Genomic DNA, 25,020 nt, shown 5'->3' with positions numbered 1-25,020 from the left:
TATATTTAGTTTAGTTTGGTAGTGTTACAATTAGCCTTTTATTGGTGCTTTCTCTGGCATGTCTATCTTTTCTCCTCTTTTATCACCAAGGTTTTTATGAATAAATTCTGTCATTTTTGTATACAAATGCAAGGAGGTATTTCCTCCCCGTATCCTGTGATTTTTATCGGGGTAGATGGCCCATTCAAATTGTTTGTTGGCTTGTATTAAGGCCTCAGCCATCCGCATCGTATTCTGAACATGTACGTTATCATCTCCTGAACCATGAACCAACAGGTATTTCCCCTTTAGTAATTCGGGATAATTAAAGGGAGAGTTGTCATCATAGCCATCCGGATTCTCTTCAGGAGTCCGCATAAACCGTTCGGTGTAAATGGTGTCATAAAAACGCCAGCTGGTCACCGGTGCAACGGCTACCCCCACTTCAAAAACATCGTTTCCTTTCAGAAGGCTGTTTGTGGCCATATGGCCTCCAAAACTCCAACCCCATATCCCGGTTCTCTCCTCGTCTATATATGGTATTTGACTCAATTGCCTTGCTGCCTCTATCTGATCTTCTGTCTCGTATTTTACCAGGTTCAAATAAGTAACTTTTTTAAAATCCCGGCCTTTATATCCAGTCCCCCTTCCATCAACACAGACAATAATATATCCTTCTGAAACAAGTAGCTGATGCCAGTAGTCCTTGTCTGCCATCCATTTGTTTGCAACATTTTGAGAACCCGGACCACTGTACTGGAACATTAGTAGTGGATACTTCTTTGCAGGGTCAAAACTTTTGGGTTTAATCATATACATATTAAGGTCATTACCATTAACCGCAATGGTACTGAAAACCTTGGGACTTAATTCATATCCTTTAAGTTTCTCCCTGAGTGCATTATTGTCTTTTATTTGCTTTAACTGCTTTCCTTTTAGTGCCTCGTGGAGGGTATATTCCGGCGGAGAGGTTGCACTGGAGTATGTGTTTATGAAATAGGTGAAATCAGCACTGAAATCGGCCTTATTGGTACCTTCTTTTTCGGTAAGTCTTTTTTTGCTTTTGCCTTTGCTGTCCACGCTATAGACATCTCTGTTAATAGATCCGTTTTCTGTGGATTGGTAATAAACCCGATCCTTGTTTTGGTCATAACCGTAATAACTGGTCACCTCCCATTTTCCTCTGGTGATCTGATTTTTCAATTTACCGTCTGAATCATATAAATAAATATGATTATAGCCATCTCTTTCACTGGTCCAGATAAAACTATCATCAGCCAAAAAAGTAAGGTCATCGGTAATATCCACATAAGCGGCATCTGTTTCTTCCATCAAAACTTTAACCGTATTGTTGCTGGCATCAACGGCATGGAGTTTTAAATGGTTTTGATGCCTGTTAATAGATTGTACGCTAAGAGAATTTGGATGATGCATCCACTTAATCCTTGGGATATAATAGGCATCGCCCATATCTACCGCAGCCGTATTAGCCGCAGCTACATGGTATAAATGCAAACTCACTTTTGCATTTTCCTGCCCGGCTTTCGGGTATTTAAACTGACTCTGTTCGGGATACATCTTAGTGCCGTAGATATCCATTGAAAACTGCGGTACATTGGTTTCATCAAATCGCAAAAAAGCAATTATAGTGCCATCCGAATTCCATTGAAAAGCCCTTACAAATGCAAATTCTTCCTCATAAACCCAATCTGTTATTCCGTTAATAATCTTATTTTTTTCACCGTCGGTAGTGATTTGTATTGTTGTATTATCACTGAGGTTCTTGATGTAAATATTATTCAGGTAAACATAGGCTACTTTTGTGCCATCTGGCGAAAAAGTTGGTTCCTGAATTTTATTTTCTGACAGCTTGCTCACTATTTTTGTCTTCAAATCGTAAACAAAATAGATTCCCAGTTTGGAATGCCTGTAAACGCCCTCTAATTCCGTTGCCAGGAGCAATTTACTTTCATCCTTACTGAAGGTATATGAACTAATAGAATCTACGGCAGATAATTTAGCAGAAGATGCCAAACTACGTACTTTTTCCTGGGTTTTGTAATCATATAAATCAACACTTGTAATGCCAGTGGTCTGGTCCGAATTAAGCACAGTATACTGACTCCCGTTTTTCATAGAGCGCAATTCTTCCAGGCTTTGTGTTTTAAAAGTCTCGTCCCAAATTTCCCGAAGATCTATCTTTTTTTCCTGCGCATAAGAGGTAATACCTGCGCAAATGGCAATAAACAGCACCCAAAATTGCTTATTCATATAATTGTTAAAACAGTTACAAACTTTCAAGTTTACTAATATTTTCGCTAAAAAAATAACTTTGCTCACAATTATTGAGCTTTGGAGATCATGTTTATCCAGTGATAACAGGCTTTCTGATCTATTCTGCTATTCACTATCTTTGAAAGGAGAAATACCGCTATTATGACCAAGCCGATTCAGGGATTTTCCCGTCTCACCAAATTGGAAAAAATAAATTGGATTGCAACCAATTATACCCAGAATCCTGAAGCCACAAAAAAATTGTTGCAACAGTATTGGAATTCAGATTCGCAATTGCAACAATTGCATGATGAATTTATAGAAAATACTATCAGCAACTACTACCTTCCTCTTGCTGTTGCCCCTAATTTCCTGATCAACGATAATTTATATGCCATACCAATGGCTATTGAAGAAAGTTCTGTTGTCGCCGCAGCAAGTAAGGCCGCTAAATTTTGGTTAGACAGAGGAGGTTTTAGAGCAGAGGTCATCGGTACAGAAAAAATTGGTCAGGTGCATTTTTTGTACAATGGAGATTTCGATAAACTTGAGCGTTTTGTTATTCAAATTAAGCCCAAATTAATTGCTGATGCCGCCCCTATAACCGTGAATATGGAAAAAAGAGGTGGCGGAATAAAAAGTATTACCCTTCGTAATAAAAATGAGGCCCTGGCAAATTATCACCAGCTGCATTGCTCCTTTGAAACCGCTGATGCGATGGGCGCTAACTTTATCAATTCGTGCCTGGAACAATTCGCCACAACCTTGAAACGAGAAGTCAATAGCTCAGATATCTTTAATGAGGAAGAAAAGGGTATCGAGATTGTTATGAGTATTCTTTCTAACTACGTCCCCAACTGCCTAGTAAGAGCGGAGGTGAGCTGCCCCATTGAAGATCTGAGCGAAGAAACGACTATTTCATCTCTTGCCTTTGCAAAAAAAATGGTAAGGGCAGTGGCCATTGCTAAGTCGGAGCCTTATAGAGCCGTAACACATAACAAAGGGATCATGAACGGGGTAGATGCGGTTGTGGTTGCCACCGGCAACGATTTCAGGGCAGTAGAGGCAGGCGTACATGCATATGCTTCAAAAGACGGGAGTTATTCCAGTCTGACTCATGCCAAAATAGAAAATGGGCATTTCTATTTTTGGATTGAAATTCCATTGGCATTGGGTACTGTTGGTGGACTTACCAGGTTACATCCATTAGTAAAACTGGCACTTGAAATTCTTAGGCAACCCAGTGCCAAAGAACTTATGCAGATTGTAGCAGTAGCGGGATTAGCACAGAATTTTGCGGCCCTTCGTTCTCTAGTCACAACGGGTATTCAACAAGGGCATATGAAAATGCATCTGCTAAATATCCTTAATCAAATGGGCGCCTCCGATAATGAAAAAGAACAGCTACTCAATTATTTTAAAGAACATCCCATTACCCACAATGCCGTTGTAGAAGGGTTAGAAAAAATCAGAAGTATTTAAATGACGAATAGATATCATAGCAATGGTAAACTACTGCTTAGTGCAGAGTATGCTATACTGGACGGTGCACTTGGATTGGCCGTACCTACAACCTATGGGCAGTCGTTACACATTGCTTCCAATAAGACCGGCAGACTGCACTGGATGAGTAAAGATCATAATGATGCACTGTGGTTCGAATTCCATTTAGAACTAAACAATATCAAACTCTCCATGGTCAACTCCAAAACAGGAGAAACTCTTAAAAAGATATTGCTTGCTGCTCAAAGACTGAATCCGGAATTTCTGACCGGCAAGGAGGGGTTCACAGCGGAGAGTAAAGTAGATTTTCCAATGAACTGGGGATTGGGCTCTTCATCTACCCTAATAAATAATATATCAAATTGGGCCGCCGTTGATCCTTATAAGTTATTGCGTGAAACTTTTGGAGGTAGCGGTTATGACATTGCTTGTGCCCGTCATGATACCCCTTTACTATATCAATTAGAGAATGATATACCAAGGGTAAAGGAAATCTCATTAGATCTTCCCTTTACCTCTAAGTTGTACTTTGTATACTTAAATAAGAAAAAAGATAGTAGAGAAGGAATTTCTCAATATCGGGAACAACACTTTGACAAAGCCTTGCTGATCAACCAAATTACGGAGATTACAGAAAATATGACAAATTGTAAGGGTCTGTCCGATTTTGAATCCCTGATGCTCCGTCATGAATCATTACTTTCAGCAGTATTAGGATTACCAACTGTAAAAGCAACTCTTTTCCCAGATTACCCTTTTGCTATTAAAAGTCTGGGGGCATGGGGTGGTGATTTTATTCTGGCAGCCGGGAATGAACAATCACCGCATTACTTCAACTCCAAAGGATATGAAGTAGTTATTCCGTATGAAAAAATGGTGTTGTCCTAGCGATTAGTAGAAAACAGATCTGTTGTCTTTAATTTCCGCTTTTTCTTTTAGAGCATTAAATACTTCGCTACTAACACGAGCGGCATTAGCCGTCTGTAAAGAAGTGGCATAAGTGGAATAATTCTCCAACTCAGGAGCTTCTTCCTTTTTAGTCACCTCCAATTTAAAAATTCCGGTTTCGCCTTCAATTAATCCTGAGGCTCCTCCCTGAGCAAGTGAAAATGCTGTTCCTATTACCAAAGGCTCCCTGCCTGCCCCTGGAATGGTTGGGGTTTTTACAGTTAAAGCTGTGGCTGTAGATATATTCGTATTGTTGGTAGACGCCAGATCTTCCAGTGACTTCCCGGTATTTTCCGCCTTAATCTTAGCGGCCTTCTTACTCTTTCTGATTTTAGCCAATACTGTGGCTGAAGCATCTTCAACATCCATAAGGCCTTCGTTGTACTTTGCAGTTACCTGAACCACGGCATAGCCATTATTTATACCAAACCTCTTAATATCTCCTAATTCGGTATCATCATTAAATGCCCATTGCACTAAGGCTCTCTGGGTACCCAGTCCGGGTAGATTTTCATCCAGTTCTTTTAACCTGTTCACAGGGCGCATCACATATTCGTATTCTTTGGCCAATTCTGTAAAAGGTTGTTCCGAAGAAGTTGATGCCATTTCAAATTTAGTGGCATCCGTAAATAAGGTATTAATGGTCTCTTCAGAGGGCTCAATAGATCTGGTAAGATCTGCTATTTGTACGATGTCTCTCTTTTCATCGACTTTTACAATATGGAATCCAAACTCTGTTTCAACCAATCCAACAAATCCTATCCGATTGCCAAATGCAAAATCATTGAACTTGGGAGTCATTACTCCTTCCTGAAAAAATCCAAGATCCCCTCCCTGAGGTGCCGAAGGACCATCAGAATTGTCCCTGGCCAGTTCGGCAAATACAATTCCTGATTTTTTAGCCTCTATTAAAATCTCATTAGCTTTGGCTTCTGCCTCTTCTTTTGTTCTTTTTATTGCAGGGTTAGCACGTTCTGCACCCTCATAAGTAATTAGAATATGACTGGCTTTTACAGAACCGTTAGCTTTTCTTTTAATCATTTTTGAAACCTTAAATGCCTCTCCGTCTCTGTAAGGACCAAACAACTCTCCGGGCTGCAATGCCACTAGTGTATCGGCAAACGCGGTAGGAAGATCTTTATGTGCTTTGTAAATGGTATCAAATTTAGTATCTGAGTTTCTGTCCAAAAAGGCAGCTACATCGGTAGTATTTCTAAAACCTGCTTCAACGTAAGTAGTATCTTTTGCCTCGGTTACCGTATCCTCAATAAGGGCAGTAACAGCTTCCTTAATAGCTGCTTCGTCCTGGAGAGAAGGTTTCTCTTCAAAATAGACAAATTGAATATCCCTGGCGCGCTCCTGAGTGTACTCGTCTTCGTGATTACTTATATAATCTGCTATTTCCTTTTTAGAGATAATTATGGTGCTGTCCGGAATGTTTGTGTAAGGTATTCTTACATATCTTATATCCACTTTGTCATTGGCCAATTTATAGTCCAATTCACCTTCTTTCAGAGTAGCACTGGTTCCCGCTTTTATTAAATTATAATAGGCCTGTTCTTTTGCACTTTGTATTATGGCTTCTTCATCTTGCAACCAATCCTGGTATTGAGCCGGGGCATTTATTCTTAGTTCATTGAGGAAATCTATGAACTTATTCTCATCAAAAAGGCCGCTTTCATCCAGAAATTGAGGGTTCTGGGTAAATCCCGGGCTAGATTTAATTACGTTAATAATCTGATCTTGTTCAATTTCAATTCCAAGATTCTCTATTTGTTGTCCTAAGATGGTATTTCTTTCTACCTGGCTCCAAACACTATTTACCAATTGCATGGAAGAAGTTGTTGGTCCGCTTCTCCTGGAAGCCCTTTCCACCTTTCTTCGAAATTCATCAATAGAAATTTCATCTCCATTAATTTCAGCTATGGCAGATCCTACCTTACCTCCTGAAAAATCATTACTAGTAAATATTCCGGATATTACAAATGCAAACAATGCCATCCCAATGATAAGGATCAAAACTGTTGTACGTTTTCTAATATTCTCTAAAATTGCCATGGTATAGACTTTTTAAATCAGTTCGCGAAATTACCACTTTCTTTCCTCTATTTAAAACTTTTGCATTATAAAAATGATGAAGTTAGCTTCAAAACTAAGGAGGCATGAAGGGTTTTGCTATTTAGTTACGGGTGTTATTCTTTCTCCCCAACCTTGAGGGTAACTAAATCTATCTTGGTACTGGATACTTCCAGAACCGTAAACAAGAACTGCTCTACCTGAATCTCTGAATCTTGCTCCGGGATCTCACCTGTTTCATTAACAATGAGCCCACCAAGTGTTTCATACTCTTCACTTTCGGGTAGCTCCAGGCGGTAATTTTCGTTCAGATAATCCACTTCGAGCCTTGCAGAGAATTTAAATGTGTGCTCATCAATCTGTTCTTCGTACAGGTCTGTACTATCGTGCTCGTCTTCAATTTCACCAACCAATTCTTCAACAATATCTTCCACGGTCATAATGCCACTTGTACCACCATATTCATCCAGAACAACGGCAATACTCTTGCGCTTTTTGGTCAGCACATTGAGGATGTCATTTATCAGCATGGTCTCTGGCACAAACTCTACAGGTAACAGTATGCTTTTTATTGTTTTTGGCTTTTTAAAAAGTTCATAAGAGTGAACATATCCTATAATATTATCTATTGTATCCTTATACACCAGTATTTTTGAAAATCCGGTTTCTGAAAATAATTTCGTCAGGTTTTTTGGGGTTTCATGAAATTCCACAGCCGTAATTTCCGTTCTCGGAATCATAACCTCCCTGGCTTTTACAGTAGAAAAATCGAGCGCATTTCTAAAAATCTGAATTTCGGAGTCTACCTCATCCTTTTCTTCCACGGTTTCCATTTGCTCTGAAATGTAATCGCCAAGTTCCAATTTACTAAAGGCCAATTGCACTTCATCTCCATCAGTTTTAAAGAAGGATTTCAATATAAAATCGGACACCCAAATCACAAAATCCGAAATAACAGTAAAGAGGATATAGAAGAAATATGCGGGGATTGCTAACACTTTGAGCAAAGTATTCGCATAGATCTGAAACAAAACCTTGGGCAAAAACTCAGCTGTGAGTAAAATGATTATAGTAGATATAATAGTCTGGGTCAGAAGACTAAAATCTGTAAGGAGTAAGGTCACAAAACCACTATCTGAAGGCAGCAACCCGGTAAACCAATTCATCAGCAAATCTCCCATATAAAGTCCATAGACTACCAGGGAAATATTATTTCCGATAAGCATGGTTGCAATAAACTTGGAAGGCTTTCTGGTAATTCTTGTGAGTACTTTGGCAAGAATTCCCTGTTGCTTTTTTTCTAATTCAATATGGATTTTATTGGCCGAAATAAAGGCGATTTCCATCCCTGAAAAAAAGGCGGACAAGAGTAGTGAAATGACAATAATGGCTATGGATAATTCCAATTTTATTTTTGATTATCTCTTTGGCGTTTTTCGAAGCGCTTTCTGTAGTTCCGTCTAAATATGAACATTCCAATAGATACCAGTGCAAAAAATATAAATATATAGGTGTCTTTTGGATTTTGATCCCAAAGTGTGACGATCTTATAAACAGAAACAATAGCCACAACTAGATATAGGTACTCCGTGTATCTTAATATTTTAATCATTTATCTTCTTCTTTAATAAGCATTAATCCCGTGGTCTTATGCGCCTCGAGCACACTAAATTCTTTATTGAAATCCATCCCTTCCCCATCCATTATTGTACCATCTTCGGGGTTGGTATATTGAAACGGAGCCTGTGTAAAGATCCATTCATTGACCTGATCATAATACAATTGTGGTGTTACCAATCTTTTACCATCATGGGTTTCCAAAATAACATTCCCTTGTAAATCTATCAAATTTGTACTGGAATACAGAATTCCGTAATCAGCAGTGATGGTACTTTTGTTATTCTCCTTATCAAAATACTCTACATACAGCCCTTTGGGAAAGGTCTTATGTGGAAACCTTAGATTATCAAAGTCCTCGCTAATAGGGCTGGTCAGTACGGCAATAATTTTTGAAGGCTCCACACCCTCACTTTTTAATTCAGCAGCAGTTTCTGTATAGGTAAGCACAAAATTTTGTGCCACTCCCTGAGGAAAAATAGGCTCTCCTGCTTCTTCTCCTACACGCTTGTAATTATCTGAACAGCTTAAAAAAAACATTGCCACAGAAAAAACTGCGGCAATGTTATAAATTTTATTTCCAGTAAATTGTGTCATTCTTATAGATTAGGCACTTTTACGCTGCCTCCTACCCAACAATTAAAAGATACTGTTTTACCAGCCATGCCTGAATTAAAGATGTCTGTTTTTGAAGGTGCCTTAGCGCTATAACTAGCAGCAGATTGTCTGGCTCTTCCACTAAGAGAAGGATCTACTCTGCCGGCTTTACGTGCCATGTCTGCAGCCTTCCAGTACATTGCTCTTTTCTCAAAAGGAGAGCTTCCACAAGCATTAGCACTACTTGCATATAATGCTGCAATTAACAGATATGCTTTACCACTTGCCGAATTAGCATTTATCGCTTTTTGAGCATAGCTTCTGGCCGTCCCTTTACTACCACTTCTTCTGTAGATAGTAGCAATCTTGTACATAAGATTAGACCTTTTGTATGTATCAGTTTCAAGTTCTCCAGCCTTATTAAAGTCGCTTATCGCACCATTCTTATCCCCAGACTTTAACTTTAGCATTCCGGCATACATGTATGCATCTGCTGAAGGGTCTAGTGCCAATTGAGCTTCAAACAACTTCTGGAACATCGGGTCTTCAGTACATTCTTTGCTAAACATTCTTCCAACCGCACGTTTTACCCATTGGATATCTCCTTTTTTAGCATCAAAACTTTTTTCATATAGTGGAATCAGGTTACCGCAATCTGCAAGAGCTCCTAATTTGGAGTCTACACTTCCGGCAATTTTACCATACGACTGAGAATTTGTAGTGGCCACTTTCAACCTTCTTTTCTCTTTGGAAGTTAGAGTCCCAAGAGAATCTTTTGGAAGCAGCTGGGTAATAACACCTGTTAATTTTTTATTTTCATCTTCAATTTTCTCAGTAACATCATCATATACATCGAAAACCTCCTGAAGTTCTTTAGCACCAGATCCATGAAGATCCACTAAACTTGAGAAGTAAAGGTAAAGTGCTTTTGGGTTTTTAAAATTCCCCCTGTCATTCTTAAATGCATCGCTCAGGATATCATATATCTCTGTATTCGAAGCCATTTTATTGTCATACTTTAAGAGGGCCTTGTCTATCGCAACACCCGCTTTTGAGAATTTAGTGGGAAAGTATTTAATACTGTTATCATGCAGATCTAACAGGTCCTGGATATAACCATCTTTCTCGGAACCTGAAGAATTTTTTATTTTATCCGCTAATATTCTTTCACCGTAAGTGAAGTTAGCCCGGTTAACATCGGGGCAATTCTCATAAACCATTTTCCAAGGCGTATACGCCGCATCATAGTTTTTCACTTTCACATGCTCAGAATATATGGAAAGGTTAGTCATACATTCTGGATTCTGACCCTGAGCATTACTTATGCCCATGCTTGCCAAAAAAGCAATCATCATTAAGTAAAGTTCCTTTTTCATTTTATAAATTGTTTAAAGCGGTTAATGTACTAAATTTTTATTAATCTATTTGCCTTTTTCTAAACCATCTATCGTTTAAAGACAGTCCTATATTCACTTTCAGGTAGTTTTCCCGAATTAAATCAGCGGTGGTTGTTCCTCTCGATCCCAGTTCAAAACCAAGATTCAAATTAGAGAAACTTCCGCCCAATGGTAATCCAAGTCCAAAAGTTATGCCAAAGTCATTAATCTCTGTGTTGTTCACTATCATGCCAGTATTCTCCATTCTAACCCCGGCTCTGTAGGTTACTCTTCTTAAATAATTGGCGAACGAAGAATAATCCGGTACAAAGTATGCCCCTATTGCAATACTACTTGCATCCTGATAGCTAATATTTTCCACATCCACAAAATCGTTGGTAAAAGAACTCAGTGCCTGGAATCCGTATTCCGCTCCAAGAAACCACTTTTTATCTTCTCCAAATCCCAGACCAAGAGTTGTCCTGGTCGGTATTTTTAATTCTGTATTTCTAAGACCCTGTGCTGCCAGGTCCACATCTATGACCTCAATATCCGCACCAGTGTTCAGTGAAAATGATCCTATGCTCTGAGTATTCTCAGAAGTAAGATTTACCTGGGTATTCACTGTAACAGAAGTAAAGAGGGTATACTTATCATTAAAAGTGGGTGTATATGTAGCTCCATAATTGAAATCAAAACCATTAATTTTAGACTCTCGCCGATCAATGGTTCCAAATTGAACCCCTTCTACGCTTTGCACTCTTCTATTGGTGAGTGTACCGAAATTAAAGTTTGCAGTTGCCCCCAGATGTAGATTGGTGGCTAGCTCAACACCAAGTGAGAAATACGCCTGGTTAAGCCCCCCATCTCCACTATACTGATTGAGTACGGTTGCCTGGTTGCTGTTTAAACTTTCCGATAACAGGTTATAACCTACTGAAGAGTATGGTTTTAAACCAAAGCCCGCTGCCATTTTAGGACTAATTGGAAAGCCAAGAGAAAGGTACTCCACATTGGAAACGCTACTTTTCTCCTCATCTGTAAAGCTATTTAAGCGAATTTCTTTATGCGACAAACCAACAGAATAAACCGTTAGTCTAAGTTTGCCATAAGCGGCCGGGTTTCTAAGGTTGAGATGAATACTATCTGTATACATACTTAACCCCCCCATCATTTGGTTTTCTATAGTTCCGGCAGACCTCAGGTCTCCGATTCCAAAAAATGAATATGGGGAAACTGTACCGTTCTGAGCATTTGCCCCGTAAGCGATGAGACAAAGAAAAACAATCAGGATTTTTTTTACCATCTAGCGTTTGTTGTATTCCAGCAAATAATTCAAGCCTTCCAGGAGAAAATTAGAATGCGCAAATATGGTATTTTTTAGTCGTTTAGACAAAAATTGAGCATCCCCGCCTGTTAAAATAACTGTTAAATCTTCGAATCTTGATTTGTATTGATTAATGATGCCGTCTATCTCCTGGCAGATACCATTAACTACGCCACTGTGTATACTCCCCTCAGTAGAATTTCCAATTAAATCTAATAAGTCCGAAGATTGCAGCAATGGAAGCCGCGAAGTTTGATTGTGCAGGGCCTTATATCTCATGTCCATTCCAGGAGAAATAGCACCTCCCAGATATTCTCCACTATCATTTATAATATCGTAGGTAATACAACTCCCTGCGTCAATCACCAGGGTATTGCCATTGGGGTTAAAGTAAAACGCTGCAGTTGCAAGTGCTATTCTATCCACTCCGAGGGTATTTGCGGTAGCGTAGTAATTTTTAAAAGGTACCCGGGATTTATGACTCAGTTGATGGACATCACAAAAAATAGTGAGTACATCCAGGTCTTTTTTCTTTAATTGCCCCACATTAGATACTATAGCCCTTTTTATGTTGGGATATTTGTGCAATAAGGTTTTAACACTTTCGGGAAAATCGTTAATTGCCTTTTTTTCGATAAAGATCATACGCGATTTGTCGAAGACTGCGATCTTCAGCAAAGTGTTACCCACATCGATAATAAGGTTCATAGTACAAAGATCAATAATTGTAAAAAAACAACAGCCTTTTTTCCCTTTTTTGTTTGTAGTTCCTAAATTTGAAATTATATTTGCCCCCTCTTTCAAGAGGATGGTACCTTAGCTCAGTTGGTAGAGCAACGGACTGAAAATCCGTGTGTCCCTGGTTCGATTCCTGGAGGTACCACATCAAGCACAAAAACCCGTTCTGTACAGAACGGGTTTTTTATTCCCCGACACCGTGTAAAGCTTGCTTTTCTAAAGGGGCGGGGAATATAAAAAGCACCGCTGCAAGCGGTGGGTTTTTGTACCTGCCTGCCGGCAGGCAGGTTTGCAGCAGGGGGAGTCAAAGGAACACCGAGCTTGTTCAATAATCATTAAACAATTAGCAATAAACAATGCGAGATGATGCGGCTGGAGAAAGTGAACAGTGAACTAGATAGCGCGGATTTGCAATCCCAGATAGCGCGGATTTGCAATCCGTGCTATACTAAACATCCCAGATAGCGCGGATTTGCAATCCGTGCTATACTAAACATTCAACTAGAAACTGCAATGACATTGCACTAGGTCTTGTTAATTTGGTATACCTATGTCTACCAAATACAAAGCTACAATGCCAGATGTGCTATACTTTATTACAATAAGCACGACAGATTGGATAGATGTTTTCACTAGACTTAGACAAAAATACCTTTTGATAAATAGTCTTAAATACTGCCAAAAAGAAAGAAGACTGGAAATTTATGCCTATTGTATTATGACTAGCCATATTCACTTACTATGTAAAGCAAAGGATGGCCAGTTATTGTCTGATATTATTCGCGATTTTAAAAAATACACTTCAAAGAAGATTATAGAAAATATTATTGGATATCCGGAGAGCCGAAGAGAGTGGATGTTGAATCACTTTAAAAGGGCTTGTTCGCATTTAAAAAGAAATCAAGTTTACAAAGTTTGGCAGATCGGTTACCACGCTGAGATTGCCAGGTCTAATTGGTTTATAAAACAAAAAATTAATTACATTCACAACAATCCGGTTATTGAAAAAATAGTCGCACGTCCTGAAGATTACATTTTTAGTTCGGCTAGAAATTATGCGGAATTGGAAAATGAATTGGACATTGCGGTTTTATTTATTGCGTGAGCGTTAGCACGGATTATAAATCCGCGCTATCTGGTGTTGGGAACAAGATATTCGACTTGGAATGAGGAATATTGGAGGAGTACAGAAAGATCCTCCATTTCCAATGTGATATTTATCTCCATATGTAGTAGATTTAAGTTGGGATAGAAAAGATTGTAGGTAATCATGTTAGGAATATTATTGTTATTTTGTTTAATACACAAAATTCCGAAATGGAGGTATTTATTGGTAAGCGAATTAGTGATCTTCAAAAAGAGGACATATTATACACTACCGAAATTGAAGGGGGAGGTAAAATGCATACTTTAATTGGACTTAGGGACGCATTTTGTTCCAGGCCCCTAAAAAGTATAGTGATTACAACCAAAAAAAATGATGGCATTGAATCAGTCTCTTTTCAACTCGAAGGTCTCTTAGACGTTTCATTTTATAAGCAAATGGTTGATAGATATGGTAAGCCTGATTTACTTTATAAGCGCGGTGAGGAAACATTTAGAGAGGAAGTAATCACTGAAAAATCAAACCAAATTACGGAATCAAAAGGACGCCTAGTTGAGTGTGGTTTTGAAGAAAATCCGCTTTTTATTGTGTGGGCTAGTAACTCTTTCTATGTGCAGATTCTAAATAAAAAAGAAATCAATAAAATTGACATAACTTTTAGTCAAGAGAATAATTTTTTTCAATAATTTAAATAATTATTTCACCTCGTAAATTGATATGGTATTATCTAGAAGTAATGCTTGTAGGATCCGAATGCATTAGAGCAGAATTAAAAAGGTTTTTTGTACCTGCCTGCCGGCAGGCAGGTTTGCAGCCGGGGAGTCAAAGGAACACCGAGCTGGTTCAATTAACAGTAAACAATAATCAATAAACAATGGGAAGCGAGGTATCTCCTGGCTTTTTCAATTAACAGTAAACAATTAGCAATAAACAATGCGAGATGATGCGGCTGGAGAAAGTGAACAGTGATCAGTAAACAGTGAACAGTATGCAGTAAGTAGTAAGTAGTAAGTAGTAAGTTGTAAGTAATGATCGGCGCATATGAACAACTACAGTATTTTGTAATACATAATATTTATAGTACCTTATAAATCAATAATTCCCTCGTCATTTGCCCGGTTTTAGTCGCCTGTGGAATGCTAAATTTCTCCTTAGGCTATAAGTACCTGGCGTATCATATAATAATTAACCTTTAAACAACCAACTCTATGAGTAATGTAGATGTAATTAAGAATGCCTACGCGGCATTTGGACGGGGTGACGTACCTGCCGTATTAGGTGCTATGGATCCTGAAATTAAATGGCATGAAGCCGAAGGAAACCCTTATATGCCCAGTGGGGAAGCTATTATTGGTCCGGATGGAGTATTAAATCAACTCTTTGCACGTTTAGCAGAAGAATGGGACGGTTTTGAAGTACATCCGAATTTGTTTTATGATGCCGGAGATACAGTAGTGGTAGAAGGACGGTATTCCGGCACTTTTAAGGCCACTGGCAAGTCGCAGGACACCCAGGTATGTCATATCTGGCATTTAAGTGACGGAAAGGTGACCAAGTTTCAGCAATATGTAAATACTGCTGCGCTTCAGGAAGTAATGGGGGTACACGCCAGTAGCTAGCCCAGCCAGCTTATTTTTACTAACAGTATTGATCAATTACCGGATAATGAGGCGCTATATGCCTTGTTATCCGGTAATTATACTTTGAAATGAACCCAATTTTTCAGTGCAAATACTCTGAAATACCCCCTTTTTATACCAGCTCCCTTGTTTTTTCAATAAAAAGACCCGCTTATCCTGAATATTGCCCGATTATCTAATGCAGGCATAATACCGTACATCGATTAAGTCCCTAAAATCACGGGGAAAGACAGCCAAGATGCATTTCATCGATACTTTTCCTATTCCATATCGAAATTTTCACCTCGATATTCCATAAGCATGCAACTTTGTACTCATAAACCCCGAAATATTTAACTAATGAAAACAATATTACTTTTTAAAGAAATTTATGCGGAAGCTTTTAAAAACCTTGGGAACTACCTGGTTCGAAATTATTTCAGGGCGTTTGCCTGGTTTAGCTTCGTGATGCTACTTGTGGTACTCTATGCCTTTGTGTTCAGAGTATATACAGGTTTTGCTTTTGATTAAAACCCACTGATTATGAAAATAAGAGGAGAATTCCGAGACTTTTTATTTGCCATTGCCAGTTTAATTCTGGTCATCTTTGTTTGTACAGTGGCAAAATTATTTGAGTTATAATAAAATCCGCTGAGCTTAAGTATATAATAAGTTCAGCGGATATATCATATCCACTATTTAGCCTTGCTCGTTTACCAGTATTGCTAAGGTCGTAACTTACCCTATGGCCGATCTTTAAACAACTTTTTACACTCCCTTCTACCCCTTTAGCAGCTTTTACCGATTTTTTTCATAAAAAAATCACAAAATAGTTTCTTTCGATTAGTCCATAAACAGTAATTATTGTACGTTTATGACTTTTTAGCTTATTTAGAATAACTTTACATAAAAATACACCATGGAATTAATTAAAGAAGCTTTGGAGTTTGAGAAAACAACATTATCTCATATGTCTACCAGTGACAGGGTAGCTGCATCCAGGGAAGCCAAAAGATTAATTTTGTCTATTAACGAAATCTACAAAAAGACCAAAGATGCAAGTCTTATGGATCTGATGAAACGATTGACCGAGAAGAAGCAAAAGATAGAGAAGCGACTTAAAGGAAGACCGCTGACATCCTAATGAACTCTATTCAATGTCTCAAAACCTTTAATTCAAAGTAATCTAAAGAAGTACCGGCATTCTATTTCAAAAATTACTCCCACCATATTATTTTTATCTTGTAGTGGCACCTAAAGCCTATTGTCGTGATAAATTTTAATCTGGATACCCCCATTTCTGATTTTCAGGACTATCTGAACAAAAGGGGATGGCTCTTAGCTAATGAAGAAATTCTTAGTGTGGAAAAACCCGGTGAAGGTAATATGAATGTTGTGGTACGACTTATTACCAACCAGCGTTCATTTATACTGAAACAGTCGCGTCCGTTTGTTCAAAAATATCAACAAATTCCTGCTCCATTAGATAGAATTGCCGTAGAATTTCAATTCTATGATGCTGTAAAAAATGATGCCATTGCTTCCCATATTCCTGAAATTTATGGATACGAAGCACCGGACTACCTATTGCTGATGCAAGACCTGGGCAATATAGATGATATGACCCAAATATATGCTGCCAGAAAGATAGAGTCGCGAGTATTAGACAAGCTATTAAGCATCGTTACTGAAATACACAGCGCTCGCCCTACCGAAAATTTCCCCTTAAACCTGGAATTGAGGCAGCTGAATTACCAACATATTTTTGAGCTCCCCTTTCTGGAAGAAAACGGGTTTCAGCTCGATGAAATTCAGCCTGGATTACAGGCGCTATCAAAACCGTATAAAACAGATAAGGCACTTAAAGAAATTGTGGCTTTAGTGGGCCAGCAATACCTGTCCCCGGGAGACACATTGATCCATGGGGACTACTATCCGGGAAGTTGGATGACTGTGGAGGATAGTGTATATGTTATTGACCCGGAATTTAGTTTTGTGGGATTTGCAGAATTTGATTTAGGGGTGATGTGTGCACATACAATCATGGCAACTATGGAATACTCTGATCAGGAATATATTCTAGGTAAATATTCTGGTAATATAGACCGCTCTCTTGTTAAAAAAGTTGCCGGAATTGAGATCATAAGAAGGTTAATTGGTCTTGCACAGTTGCCCCTGCAACGTTCTATAGATGAAAAAGACTATCTTTTACAACAGGCCAGAAAACTAATTATGGGATGAAAAATTGGACAATTGCAATTGGACTATTATTAACAGTAATTTCCTTTTCCTGCAAAGAGCAGGTAGCTGAAGTATATATTCCGGAGCCTATTAAGCTTTCCTATGGACAGGATACCTTGCAGCTGAGTAAAGAAGAATACCATGACAAAGTATTGGGTGCCCTGGTGGGATCTGCCATAGGTGATGCCATGGGGGCCTCTACCGAAATGTGGCACCGGACAGATATCCAAAGACAATACGGATACATAAGCGGGCTTACCCCCGCCACCAGGGTGCAATCTCCCGAGGGCACCTGGGAAAACAACCTCAACGCCGGTGCAACCACAGATGACACCCGTTGGAAACTACTTATGGCAAAATATTTTATTCGCCATAAAACAGCTAGAAACGCCACAGTATTTGCCGAATTTATCAGCAGCTACTACCAATCTGTTGCTGCACAACTTGGAAATAAAGACATCTTAAATCAGCCCGATGCGCTTGATGCAAAATTAGAGCCGGTAGACTGGATTAAAGAATGGGCACGGGTGGCCATAGCATATCAAAAAGGAACAGAAGAATACCTTAACGCCCAACACCGCTTCTACGGCGGGGAAATGTCTTGTGCCGGAATGCTCTACACCCCAATGATAGGCCTGGTGAACCCCAACCCGGAAGCCGCCTACACTGATGCTTACAACCATACCATATTCGACCTGGGATACGCCAGGGATATCTCTGCCCTTGTTTCCGGACTCACCAATATGGCATTGCAGACCAGTGATATGGATTCTATAATCAATACGGCAATTTTTATAGATCCACTACGGTATCAGGACAGTAGGCTTGTAGGCAGAATATCTGCAGATATCGCTCTTGCGGCCAGAAAAAGTGTCTGGCTTTCTCGTGAGATTGAAGTTGCTGACACGGTAGATCTGAAAGCCGCTATGGGTATTATTAAACCCAAAGGGTATAATGGTAGCAACACTGAGTGGATACAACAGGATTTTGTTTATAACCAGCTGGAAAAAGATAAAAAGGCTATCGCATTCCATTCCGGTGAAATTTGGCAAATATTAATTGCTTCACTTGAATTTGGGGAGGGAGATTTTGAAAAAACTATTCAATTCATTGTCAACTATGGCCGGGATAATGATACTGTTGCTGCAGTGGCAGGAATGATTCTTGGTGCCAAAGATGGTTTTAGCGGCTTACCAAAAAACTTAAGTGAAGAAATACTGCGTGTAAATAAAGAACAATTAGGTATAGATCTGGAAACCCTGGCAAGTTCGATGGTCGATGAGTTGTACAAATAAGGGATTACGTCAAAAAGGCTTATTCCACCTCGAGCAGTTTCACATTTTTAAAATTCCTGTCTAGCTTATGCGCCCGTAAACGTTTATTTGCTTCCGCCCCGTCAAAATCCGAATCTATATATACATGAAGTGGTCCATTGGCCTCTTTTCTCCCCATTCTTGGGAAATATATGCTTCTATCTAACCCTTTCATAAAGGTTTCGGCCTGCTTTGGTGTATCAAAGCTCCCTACAACAACATAGAATCCTTTTGCTAAAATGCCAGTTTCCTTATCGGCTTCCGGTGCGTCAAGTAAAGGACTTTGTTGCTCTTTCCGCTCAACCTCCGTCTTGGGTTGCTCTTCTATTACAACCTCTTCAGCAGCTTGTTCTTCTTTTATCTTAATACGCTCGGCCTTTTCTGCTTCTTTTTGGGCTTTAACGGCTTCTTTGTTTTTCTCCCTTTCAGCTTTCCTTTCCTCTCTTTTGTTCTCTTTTATTTCGTCAACTTCTTCTATATTGTCTTTTACATTTCTCAGCCACTCCGGCTCTTCTTCATCAGCCATAAAGAATTTGTAAGAAGCACTGATCCCATGTACATCTTCAAAGTCTGTACTTCCCATGGCCGTCTCATAAGAATATCCAATATCTAATGCCTTTATGACCCTGACTCTAAATGCCGGGTTAATAGAATAATCATTTCTGTAGGCGAGGCTAAACTCTACCTTGTCTGCGTAATTTGCTTTAACCGCCCCTTCATATATGGCCTCATCCAAATAACTGAGATAGCGAAACATCGGGGTGATTCTTACCTTATCCGCGGCCCTCCAATGGTATAGGGCATAGGCCGAAAAGCCCTCCTCAATGCCATAAAACAGTAATTGATTTTGATTTTCCAATACAACACTCTGAACCGGCAAGCTATTTAAATATCCGCCTACGGTGATATTCCTGTTAGTATAATGGATACCAGCCTTGTAAATGAAATCTATATTATTATTGGTGACATCCGGAACATAGTTGAGCCCTGGCGGTAGCATGCTCAAAGGCCGGCTATCCTGTTTCCTTGATTCTCCGCCCCCCGATAATCCTAATTTTAAGAAGTGGTTGTATTCTCCCAGTCCTACCTTAACTGCAGTAGTGAACATAACAGTGGAATAGTCGTAGAAATCATAAGAATCATTGAAGTAATCCAGGCCAAAAGCAACATTGTCATAAAGTGCAACCTGCGCATTTAACCATTTTGTGGTATGCTGAAAATCCGAATTTGAAAATTGAAGTAGTCCTGTAGACTGTACTCTTTGCCCCTCTCCTATGTAAGAAGGATCATTTAAGAATGGATAGAGCAACTCCTGATCCGGAACAATAAGCCGCTGGGAATAAACAGAATTCCCCAGGAGCACACAGAAAAGCAGCAATAAAATTCTCATCAGATTTGGGTTGTGATGCGCGAAAACGAAAAACAATAAAATAGTCAGAGGAAGTCAATGGATATTGTCCATTTCTAATTAGATCGCCCCTGGAAATAGTATAACTAAAAAATGAAAGGTTTATTTTAATCCCTAAGCAATTCTTTTGGCTTAAGCTACTGACCATAAGTAATTTGCCCGAAAATTCACGATAAATACGAAATGTATAATAGTTAGCGCCAGACAGATTCTGCTTTACTTACTTCCAAGTTGTTTATCGTCATTACGGAATCAGAGGAGTTAACCATTTTAAGCTCATTAAAATTTTCGTTTGGAAAAATCTGTGCGGTCATCACGTACTGCCCTTTATTTATAAAAATTTCAATGGAAGACCAATCTATCAATATCCTGAATTCATTTTCCTGCTCCGGAAGGTCCTGAACGGGCATCTTTTGGACAATGCTCCCAAAGTCTGCCTGAAAATCGGTTTTGCCAGATTTTGTTCTGTCCAAAGTGAAAATCTTCTCTGTACCATCCAGAGTAAGTATCACCTTTTCATTCTTATCATTCGAAAAACTCAAATTAAAATTCTTTGCCTCGGTGGTAAAACGCACTTCTCCCTGGTTAAGATGATTGTACTGAATACTGTCTGTTCCCATGGCCGGTATACTTAAATTTCTTGCTTCTTCCTTCCTTAATATGGCATCTAAACCGTCAATGGGATAATTTGCAAGTAAAATCTCATCTCCAAAACTTCTAAGGGTAAGTGTTCTGGGCAGTGTCATGGCACTTCTCCATTGCTTTGTAGGAGTATCGCGGGCATAGCTCCAGTTACTCATCCATCCTATAAATAATCTGGTATCATCCGGTACCTCGTTATAGGTAACCCCGGCATAATTGTCTGTTCCCCAATCTATCCATTTTGCATCCTGCTGAGATGTGGTAAAAGTAGTACCATCAAAATCGCCGATAAAATATTGAGTGCCACTGCCTCCATTGGGCGCCCCGGGATTAATACTAATGATCAGCACCCATTTCTCGGCGCCATCACCATCTACTTTTAAAGGAAATAAATCCGGGCATTCCCACACCCCTCCATGGGCTCCATGCTCCTTGCCAAACTCGCTCATAAACTCCCAGGATTTCAAATCCTTAGAATTGTAAAACTGGGCCCTGTCCCCAGCCACCAAAACCATAATCCAACGCTCTGAAGCCTGGTGCCAGAACACTTTTGGATCTCTGAAATCTTTAATGCCGGGATTGTCTATGACCGGATTACCGTTATACTTTTCCCAATTCTCCCCGTTGTCCAGGCTATAGGCAATACCTTGTGTCTGAAAGTCTAATTCTCCACTTTTTTCTCCTTCCATATTATGGTAGGTGAATATGGCAACCAATGGAGGGTTTTCCGGGGTTCCAAATCCGGAAGTGTTTTCTTTATCTACTACGGCACTTCCTGAAAATATCAAGCCCTTTTCATCAGGATATAATGCTATTGGCCGATGCTCCCAAAAAACCATGTCTTTGCTAATTGCGTGCCCCCAATGCATGGGTCCCCAAACAATATCTTCCGGATAATACTGATAAAAAAGATGATAAATTCCCTTGTTATAAACTAGTCCGTTAGGGTCGTTCATCCATTTTTCCTTAGGTGTAAAATGGAATTGAGGCCTATAATCTTCCATAAGAGGTATTTCGTTTACATTATCAATTTCTTTAAGGGGTATTTCCCTTGATTTATCCTTACAAGCGGTTATTCCTAAAATTAAAAAGCATATAAAAAGTGCTGATCCGGACAATCTCATAACTTTTCTTTAATTGGTTAAAAAAACAAAAACTAATATACACATAATTGCTGTTAGCCAAGGGTATAAAAACCGACAAAACCCTATCTTTGAATCTATAATTTGATCCTCTAAATGCGTATCACAAAATGTATCATATTGGTTTTGTTTCTTATAACCACAGCATGTGGGCAAGATTCCATAGATAAGAGCCTGCGAAGGTTAAACGATGAAAGTGTCCCCTACATTTATGGAGATGACCTTAACTCAAAGGAGGTAATTCTTTTAGATACCAGGAAAAAAGAAGAATATAAAATCAGTCATCTGAACGCTGCACTTTGGGTAGGATATGAGGAGTTCAGAATAGATAGTATTTCAAAGTTGATTCCCGATAAAGATAAAGCCGTGGTTGTGTACTGCTCTATTGGAGTGCGGTCCGAAGACATTGGGGAAAAGATGATAAAGGCAGGATTTACTAATGTTAAAAACCTTTACGGTGGAATTTTTGAATGGAAAAACCAAGGTTATCCCGTTTATAACCCAGAGGAAATGGAAACAGATTCTGTTCATGCCTATAGTAAGAAGTGGGGAAAATTATTGACTAATGCCATTAAAGTGTATGACGATTAAAACGAAAATTAGAGAGATATAACGGCAGCAACTATCCTTCTTTGCAAAATGAAAATTAAAACTATTGACAGCTTCTAAAGACCTACTAATAATATTCACACGAAATCCTGAATTAGGTAAGTGCAAAACAAGACTTGCGGCAACTGTTGGCAACAAGACGGCATTGGAGATATATGAATTTCTTCTTGAACATACGGTTGGCATTACCAGAAAAATTGATCCGGACAAAGTGGTGTATTATTCGGAAGCCATTTGGGAAAATGATATCTGGTCAAATGCAGTTTACGATAAAAAACTTCAGGAAGGCGATGACCTCGGAGAGAAAATGCTCAATGCCTTTAATGAAGGCTTTAATGCAGGTTACGAGCATATCATTATTATTGGGAGCGATTTATACGACCTTTCGGAAAAAGATCTTATTCATGCATTTGAAAGGCTGAGAGAAAATGATTTTGTACTTGGCCCGGCACAGGACGGAGGTTACTATTTATTAGGTATGAACAGACCTAAAATATCATTATTTCAAAACAAAGAGTGGGGTAGATCTAATGTACTTGCAGCAACACTTAGCAATCTTGAGGGTGAAAAGTACGCACTCCTCGATGTCCGTAACGATGTGGATATCTATGAAGACATCAAAGATAATAAGGCCTTCTTACCATTTTTAAAACATCTGAAGAATGACTAAAAAGCAACTTGAAGAATCTGTAGCTTACCTTAGAAAAAAGGGATTTGATGCCCCCGAAATTGGTATTGTGCTCGGTACTGGCCTGGGCAAGCTTGTAGAAGAAATAGAAGATCCTATTGAAGCGCATTATCATAACATCCCTTTTTTCCCTTTGGCAACAGTAGAATTCCATAGTGGGAAATTGGTTTATGGAACTATCACAGGTAAGAAAGTAGTAGTAATGCAAGGCCGCTTCCATTTATACGAAGGGTACGACCTGCTAGACATTACATATCCCATCCGTGTGATGCATTTACTCGGTATTAAAAAACTTTTTATTTCTAATGCTGCCGGGGCAATTAACCTGAATTTCAAAAAGGGAGATATTATGCTCATTGAAGACCATATAAATCTCCAGGGAGGTTCTCCTCTGGCATTTAAGCAAGTAACAGAATTTGGTGAAAGGTTTGTGGATATGATAGAGCCATATGATCCGCAAATGAGGAAAGCCCTGCGAAAAATTGCCAGGGACAATAGCATTATTCTTCAAAGGGGGGTATATGCTTCGGTTGTTGGTCCACAATTGGAGACCAAGGCAGAATATAGGATGCTCAGAACGCTTGGGGCCGATGCCGTAGGTATGAGTACCGTTCCAGAAGTAATTGTAGCCAATCATTTACGACTACCTGTTATAGCAGTTTCTGTCCTGACAGACGAATGCGATCCGGATAACCTTAAACCGGTAAATATCCATGAGATCATAGCGATTGCAGGAAAGACAGAACCCAAAATGATTAGATTATTCAAGGAATTGATTAAAGAATTAAATTAATTATAAATACATGAGCTATTTAACGGCTACGAACGACTTGTACAAAGAAGCCGCCCTAACACCAGATATTGGTCTTTGTTGCACCACTAACCCGGTTTGGCAGTTCCCGGGTTTGTCTATCCCGAAAATAATGCAAGAGATGAACTATGGTTGCGGAAGCACAGTTGCTGCCCAGGATCTCGTTAACAACCCCAGGGTGCTATATGTAGGCGTTGGTGGGGGTATGGAGTTGCTGCAGTTCTCATATTTCTCAAGACAGGCGGCCGGGGTAATCGGAGTAGACGTGGTAGATGAAATGCTAGAAGCTTCAAGGTTAAACTTCAAAATAGCAGAGGAAGAGAACGATTGGTTTAATAGCGAGTTTGTACAACTTATAAAGGGAGATGCTTTAAACCTGCCTATTGAAGATGAAAGTATAGATGTGGCTGCGCAAAACTGTTTGTTTAATATTTTTAAAGCGGAAGATTTAAAAAAAGCAATTAATGAAATGTACCGCGTATTAAAGCCGCATGGCCGCCTTGTAATGAGTGATCCGGTATGTGAACAGCCTATGAATGACAAGTTGAGAAATGACGACCGGCTTCGTGCATTATGCCTAAGTGGTAGTATTTCAATTAAAGACTACGTTAAAGTACTTACGGATGCTGGTTTTGGGACTATTGAAATCAGAGCACGTAAATCTTACCGTGTACTTTCACCCAACCATTATCCTACGGACGAATTAGTACATATAGAAGCTATCGAAATTGCAGCCATTAAAGATGCTATGCCCACTGACGGGCCATGTATTTTTACAGGGAAGACTGCCATTTACTTCGGTAATGACGAATATTTCGATGACAATAAAGGTCATGTGCTATTGCAAAACCAGCCATTGGCAGTATGCGACAAAACCGCCGATGCCCTGGCCGCAACTTCCGAAGAAATACATATAAGTGAAAGTACCTGGCATTATGATGGTGGTGGTTGCTGTTAAATCTCTAGTAGCAAATTAATCGTAAGATGCTAAAAAGGTAACCGTAAAA

Annotated in this window: 22 protein-coding genes and 1 tRNA gene; 14 read left to right on the top strand and 9 right to left on the bottom strand. The window is 39.2% G+C overall.

What is annotated here, in order from left to right; translation table 11 throughout:
* Window positions 1-30: 30 nt before the first annotated feature.
* Entirely contained in the window at window positions 31-2,250 is a 2,220-nt protein-coding gene (locus J1G40_RS02720) for a S9 family peptidase (protein WP_265240742.1), read from the bottom strand.
* A 165-nt stretch (window positions 2,251-2,415) separates the two neighbouring features.
* On the opposite strand from J1G40_RS02720, the gene J1G40_RS02715 reads away from it, so the two are divergent.
* Together J1G40_RS02715 and J1G40_RS02710 are read left to right on the top strand one after the other, a co-directional pair.
* On the top strand, window positions 2,416-3,735 hold the full coding sequence (locus J1G40_RS02715) for a hydroxymethylglutaryl-CoA reductase, degradative (protein ID WP_265240740.1): 1,320 nt from the start codon (window positions 2,416-2,418) through the stop codon (window positions 3,733-3,735).
* Entirely contained in the window at window positions 3,736-4,644 is a 909-nt protein-coding gene (locus J1G40_RS02710; RefSeq protein ID WP_265240739.1) for a GYDIA family GHMP kinase, read from the top strand. It begins immediately after the preceding gene.
* Between the two features lie 3 nt (window positions 4,645-4,647).
* Here J1G40_RS02710 and J1G40_RS02705 read toward each other — a convergent pair whose 3' ends face one another.
* From J1G40_RS02705 to J1G40_RS02675, 6 genes are all read right to left on the bottom strand, one after another.
* The gene (locus J1G40_RS02705) at window positions 4,648-6,762 is read right to left on the bottom strand and encodes a peptidylprolyl isomerase (RefSeq protein WP_265240737.1); all 2,115 of its coding nucleotides are present in this window, start codon (window positions 6,760-6,762) and stop codon (window positions 4,648-4,650) included.
* A gap of 134 nt (window positions 6,763-6,896) precedes the next feature.
* Complete coding sequence (locus J1G40_RS02700) at window positions 6,897-8,186, bottom strand: hemolysin family protein (protein WP_265240736.1); 1,290 nt, start codon at window positions 8,184-8,186, stop codon at window positions 6,897-6,899.
* Between the two features lie 202 nt (window positions 8,187-8,388).
* On the bottom strand, window positions 8,389-8,994 hold the full coding sequence (gene lptC / locus J1G40_RS02690) for an LPS export ABC transporter periplasmic protein LptC (RefSeq protein WP_265240734.1): 606 nt from the start codon (window positions 8,992-8,994) through the stop codon (window positions 8,389-8,391).
* Window positions 8,995-8,996: 2 nt separating this feature from the next.
* Window positions 8,997-10,370 carry a tetratricopeptide repeat protein gene (locus J1G40_RS02685; protein WP_265240733.1) on the bottom strand — a complete coding sequence of 458 codons (1,374 nt, stop codon included), beginning with the start codon at window positions 10,368-10,370 and terminating at the stop codon, window positions 8,997-8,999.
* Window positions 10,371-10,410: 40 nt separating this feature from the next.
* Window positions 10,411-11,676 carry a hypothetical protein gene (locus J1G40_RS02680; RefSeq protein WP_265240732.1) on the bottom strand — a complete coding sequence of 422 codons (1,266 nt, stop codon included), beginning with the start codon at window positions 11,674-11,676 and terminating at the stop codon, window positions 10,411-10,413.
* Window positions 11,677-12,405, bottom strand: coding sequence for a type III pantothenate kinase (locus tag J1G40_RS02675; protein ID WP_265240731.1), 729 nt, complete (start codon window positions 12,403-12,405; stop codon window positions 11,677-11,679).
* Window positions 12,406-12,507: 102 nt separating this feature from the next.
* Between J1G40_RS02675 and J1G40_RS02670 the strand changes: the two genes are divergently transcribed.
* The 8 genes from J1G40_RS02670 (at window position 12,508) to J1G40_RS02635 (ending at window position 18,695) form a co-directional block, all read left to right on the top strand.
* Window positions 12,508-12,580, top strand: a tRNA-Phe gene (locus tag J1G40_RS02670).
* A 405-nt stretch (window positions 12,581-12,985) separates the two neighbouring features.
* Window positions 12,986-13,540: an REP-associated tyrosine transposase gene (locus J1G40_RS02665; protein ID WP_265240730.1), complete on the top strand. Its 555-nt coding sequence runs from the start codon at window positions 12,986-12,988 to the stop codon at window positions 13,538-13,540.
* 212 nt (window positions 13,541-13,752) lie between these two features.
* Window positions 13,753-14,226 (top strand): hypothetical protein, encoded by a 474-nt coding sequence (locus J1G40_RS02660; RefSeq protein WP_265240729.1) that lies wholly within the window; start codon window positions 13,753-13,755, stop codon window positions 14,224-14,226.
* Between the two features lie 522 nt (window positions 14,227-14,748).
* Window positions 14,749-15,159 carry a nuclear transport factor 2 family protein gene (locus J1G40_RS02655; RefSeq protein ID WP_265240728.1) on the top strand — a complete coding sequence of 137 codons (411 nt, stop codon included), beginning with the start codon at window positions 14,749-14,751 and terminating at the stop codon, window positions 15,157-15,159.
* Window positions 15,160-15,519: 360 nt separating this feature from the next.
* The gene (locus J1G40_RS02650; RefSeq protein WP_265240727.1) at window positions 15,520-15,690 is read left to right on the top strand and encodes a DUF6747 family protein; all 171 of its coding nucleotides are present in this window, start codon (window positions 15,520-15,522) and stop codon (window positions 15,688-15,690) included.
* Between the two features lie 388 nt (window positions 15,691-16,078).
* Window positions 16,079-16,303 carry a hypothetical protein gene (locus J1G40_RS02645; RefSeq protein WP_265240726.1) on the top strand — a complete coding sequence of 75 codons (225 nt, stop codon included), beginning with the start codon at window positions 16,079-16,081 and terminating at the stop codon, window positions 16,301-16,303.
* Between the two features lie 125 nt (window positions 16,304-16,428).
* The gene (locus J1G40_RS02640; RefSeq protein WP_265240725.1) at window positions 16,429-17,400 is read left to right on the top strand and encodes a phosphotransferase; all 972 of its coding nucleotides are present in this window, start codon (window positions 16,429-16,431) and stop codon (window positions 17,398-17,400) included.
* The gene (locus J1G40_RS02635; RefSeq protein ID WP_265240724.1) at window positions 17,397-18,695 is read left to right on the top strand and encodes an ADP-ribosylglycohydrolase family protein; all 1,299 of its coding nucleotides are present in this window, start codon (window positions 17,397-17,399) and stop codon (window positions 18,693-18,695) included. The genes J1G40_RS02640 and J1G40_RS02635 overlap by 4 nt, the downstream gene beginning before the upstream one ends.
* Window positions 18,696-18,714: 19 nt before the next feature.
* On the opposite strand, the gene J1G40_RS02630 is transcribed toward J1G40_RS02635, so the two are convergent.
* Both J1G40_RS02630 and J1G40_RS02625 read right to left on the bottom strand, forming a co-directional pair.
* Window positions 18,715-20,103 (bottom strand): type IX secretion system membrane protein PorP/SprF, encoded by a 1,389-nt coding sequence (locus J1G40_RS02630; protein ID WP_265240723.1) that lies wholly within the window; start codon window positions 20,101-20,103, stop codon window positions 18,715-18,717.
* A 212-nt stretch (window positions 20,104-20,315) separates the two neighbouring features.
* Entirely contained in the window at window positions 20,316-21,887 is a 1,572-nt protein-coding gene (locus J1G40_RS02625) for a glycoside hydrolase family 32 protein (protein ID WP_265240722.1), read from the bottom strand.
* A 114-nt stretch (window positions 21,888-22,001) separates the two neighbouring features.
* Here J1G40_RS02625 and J1G40_RS02620 point away from each other — a divergent pair, with 114 nt between their 5' ends.
* The 4 genes from J1G40_RS02620 to arsM all read left to right on the top strand — a co-directional run bounded on the left by J1G40_RS02620 (window position 22,002) and on the right by arsM (window position 24,971).
* Window positions 22,002-22,496: a rhodanese-like domain-containing protein gene (locus J1G40_RS02620; protein WP_265240721.1), complete on the top strand. Its 495-nt coding sequence runs from the start codon at window positions 22,002-22,004 to the stop codon at window positions 22,494-22,496.
* 64 nt (window positions 22,497-22,560) lie between these two features.
* The gene (locus J1G40_RS02615; protein WP_265240720.1) at window positions 22,561-23,184 is read left to right on the top strand and encodes a TIGR04282 family arsenosugar biosynthesis glycosyltransferase; all 624 of its coding nucleotides are present in this window, start codon (window positions 22,561-22,563) and stop codon (window positions 23,182-23,184) included.
* The gene (locus tag J1G40_RS02610) at window positions 23,177-23,995 is read left to right on the top strand and encodes a purine-nucleoside phosphorylase (protein ID WP_265240719.1); all 819 of its coding nucleotides are present in this window, start codon (window positions 23,177-23,179) and stop codon (window positions 23,993-23,995) included. Before J1G40_RS02615 ends, J1G40_RS02610 begins: the two co-directional genes overlap by 8 nt.
* Window positions 23,996-24,005: 10 nt before the next feature.
* Window positions 24,006-24,971, top strand: a complete 966-nt coding sequence (arsM, locus tag J1G40_RS02605) for an arsenosugar biosynthesis arsenite methyltransferase ArsM (RefSeq protein WP_265240718.1) — start codon at window positions 24,006-24,008, stop codon at window positions 24,969-24,971.
* The last annotated feature ends 49 nt before the right edge of the window (window positions 24,972-25,020 follow it).

Source organism: Muriicola sp. Z0-33 (assembly GCF_026126425.1).
Lineage (GTDB): Bacteria > Bacteroidota > Bacteroidia > Flavobacteriales > Flavobacteriaceae > JAFMPW01.
The sequence above is the reverse complement of the archived record's forward strand: the minus strand, read 5'-3'. Positions and strand labels throughout refer to the sequence as shown.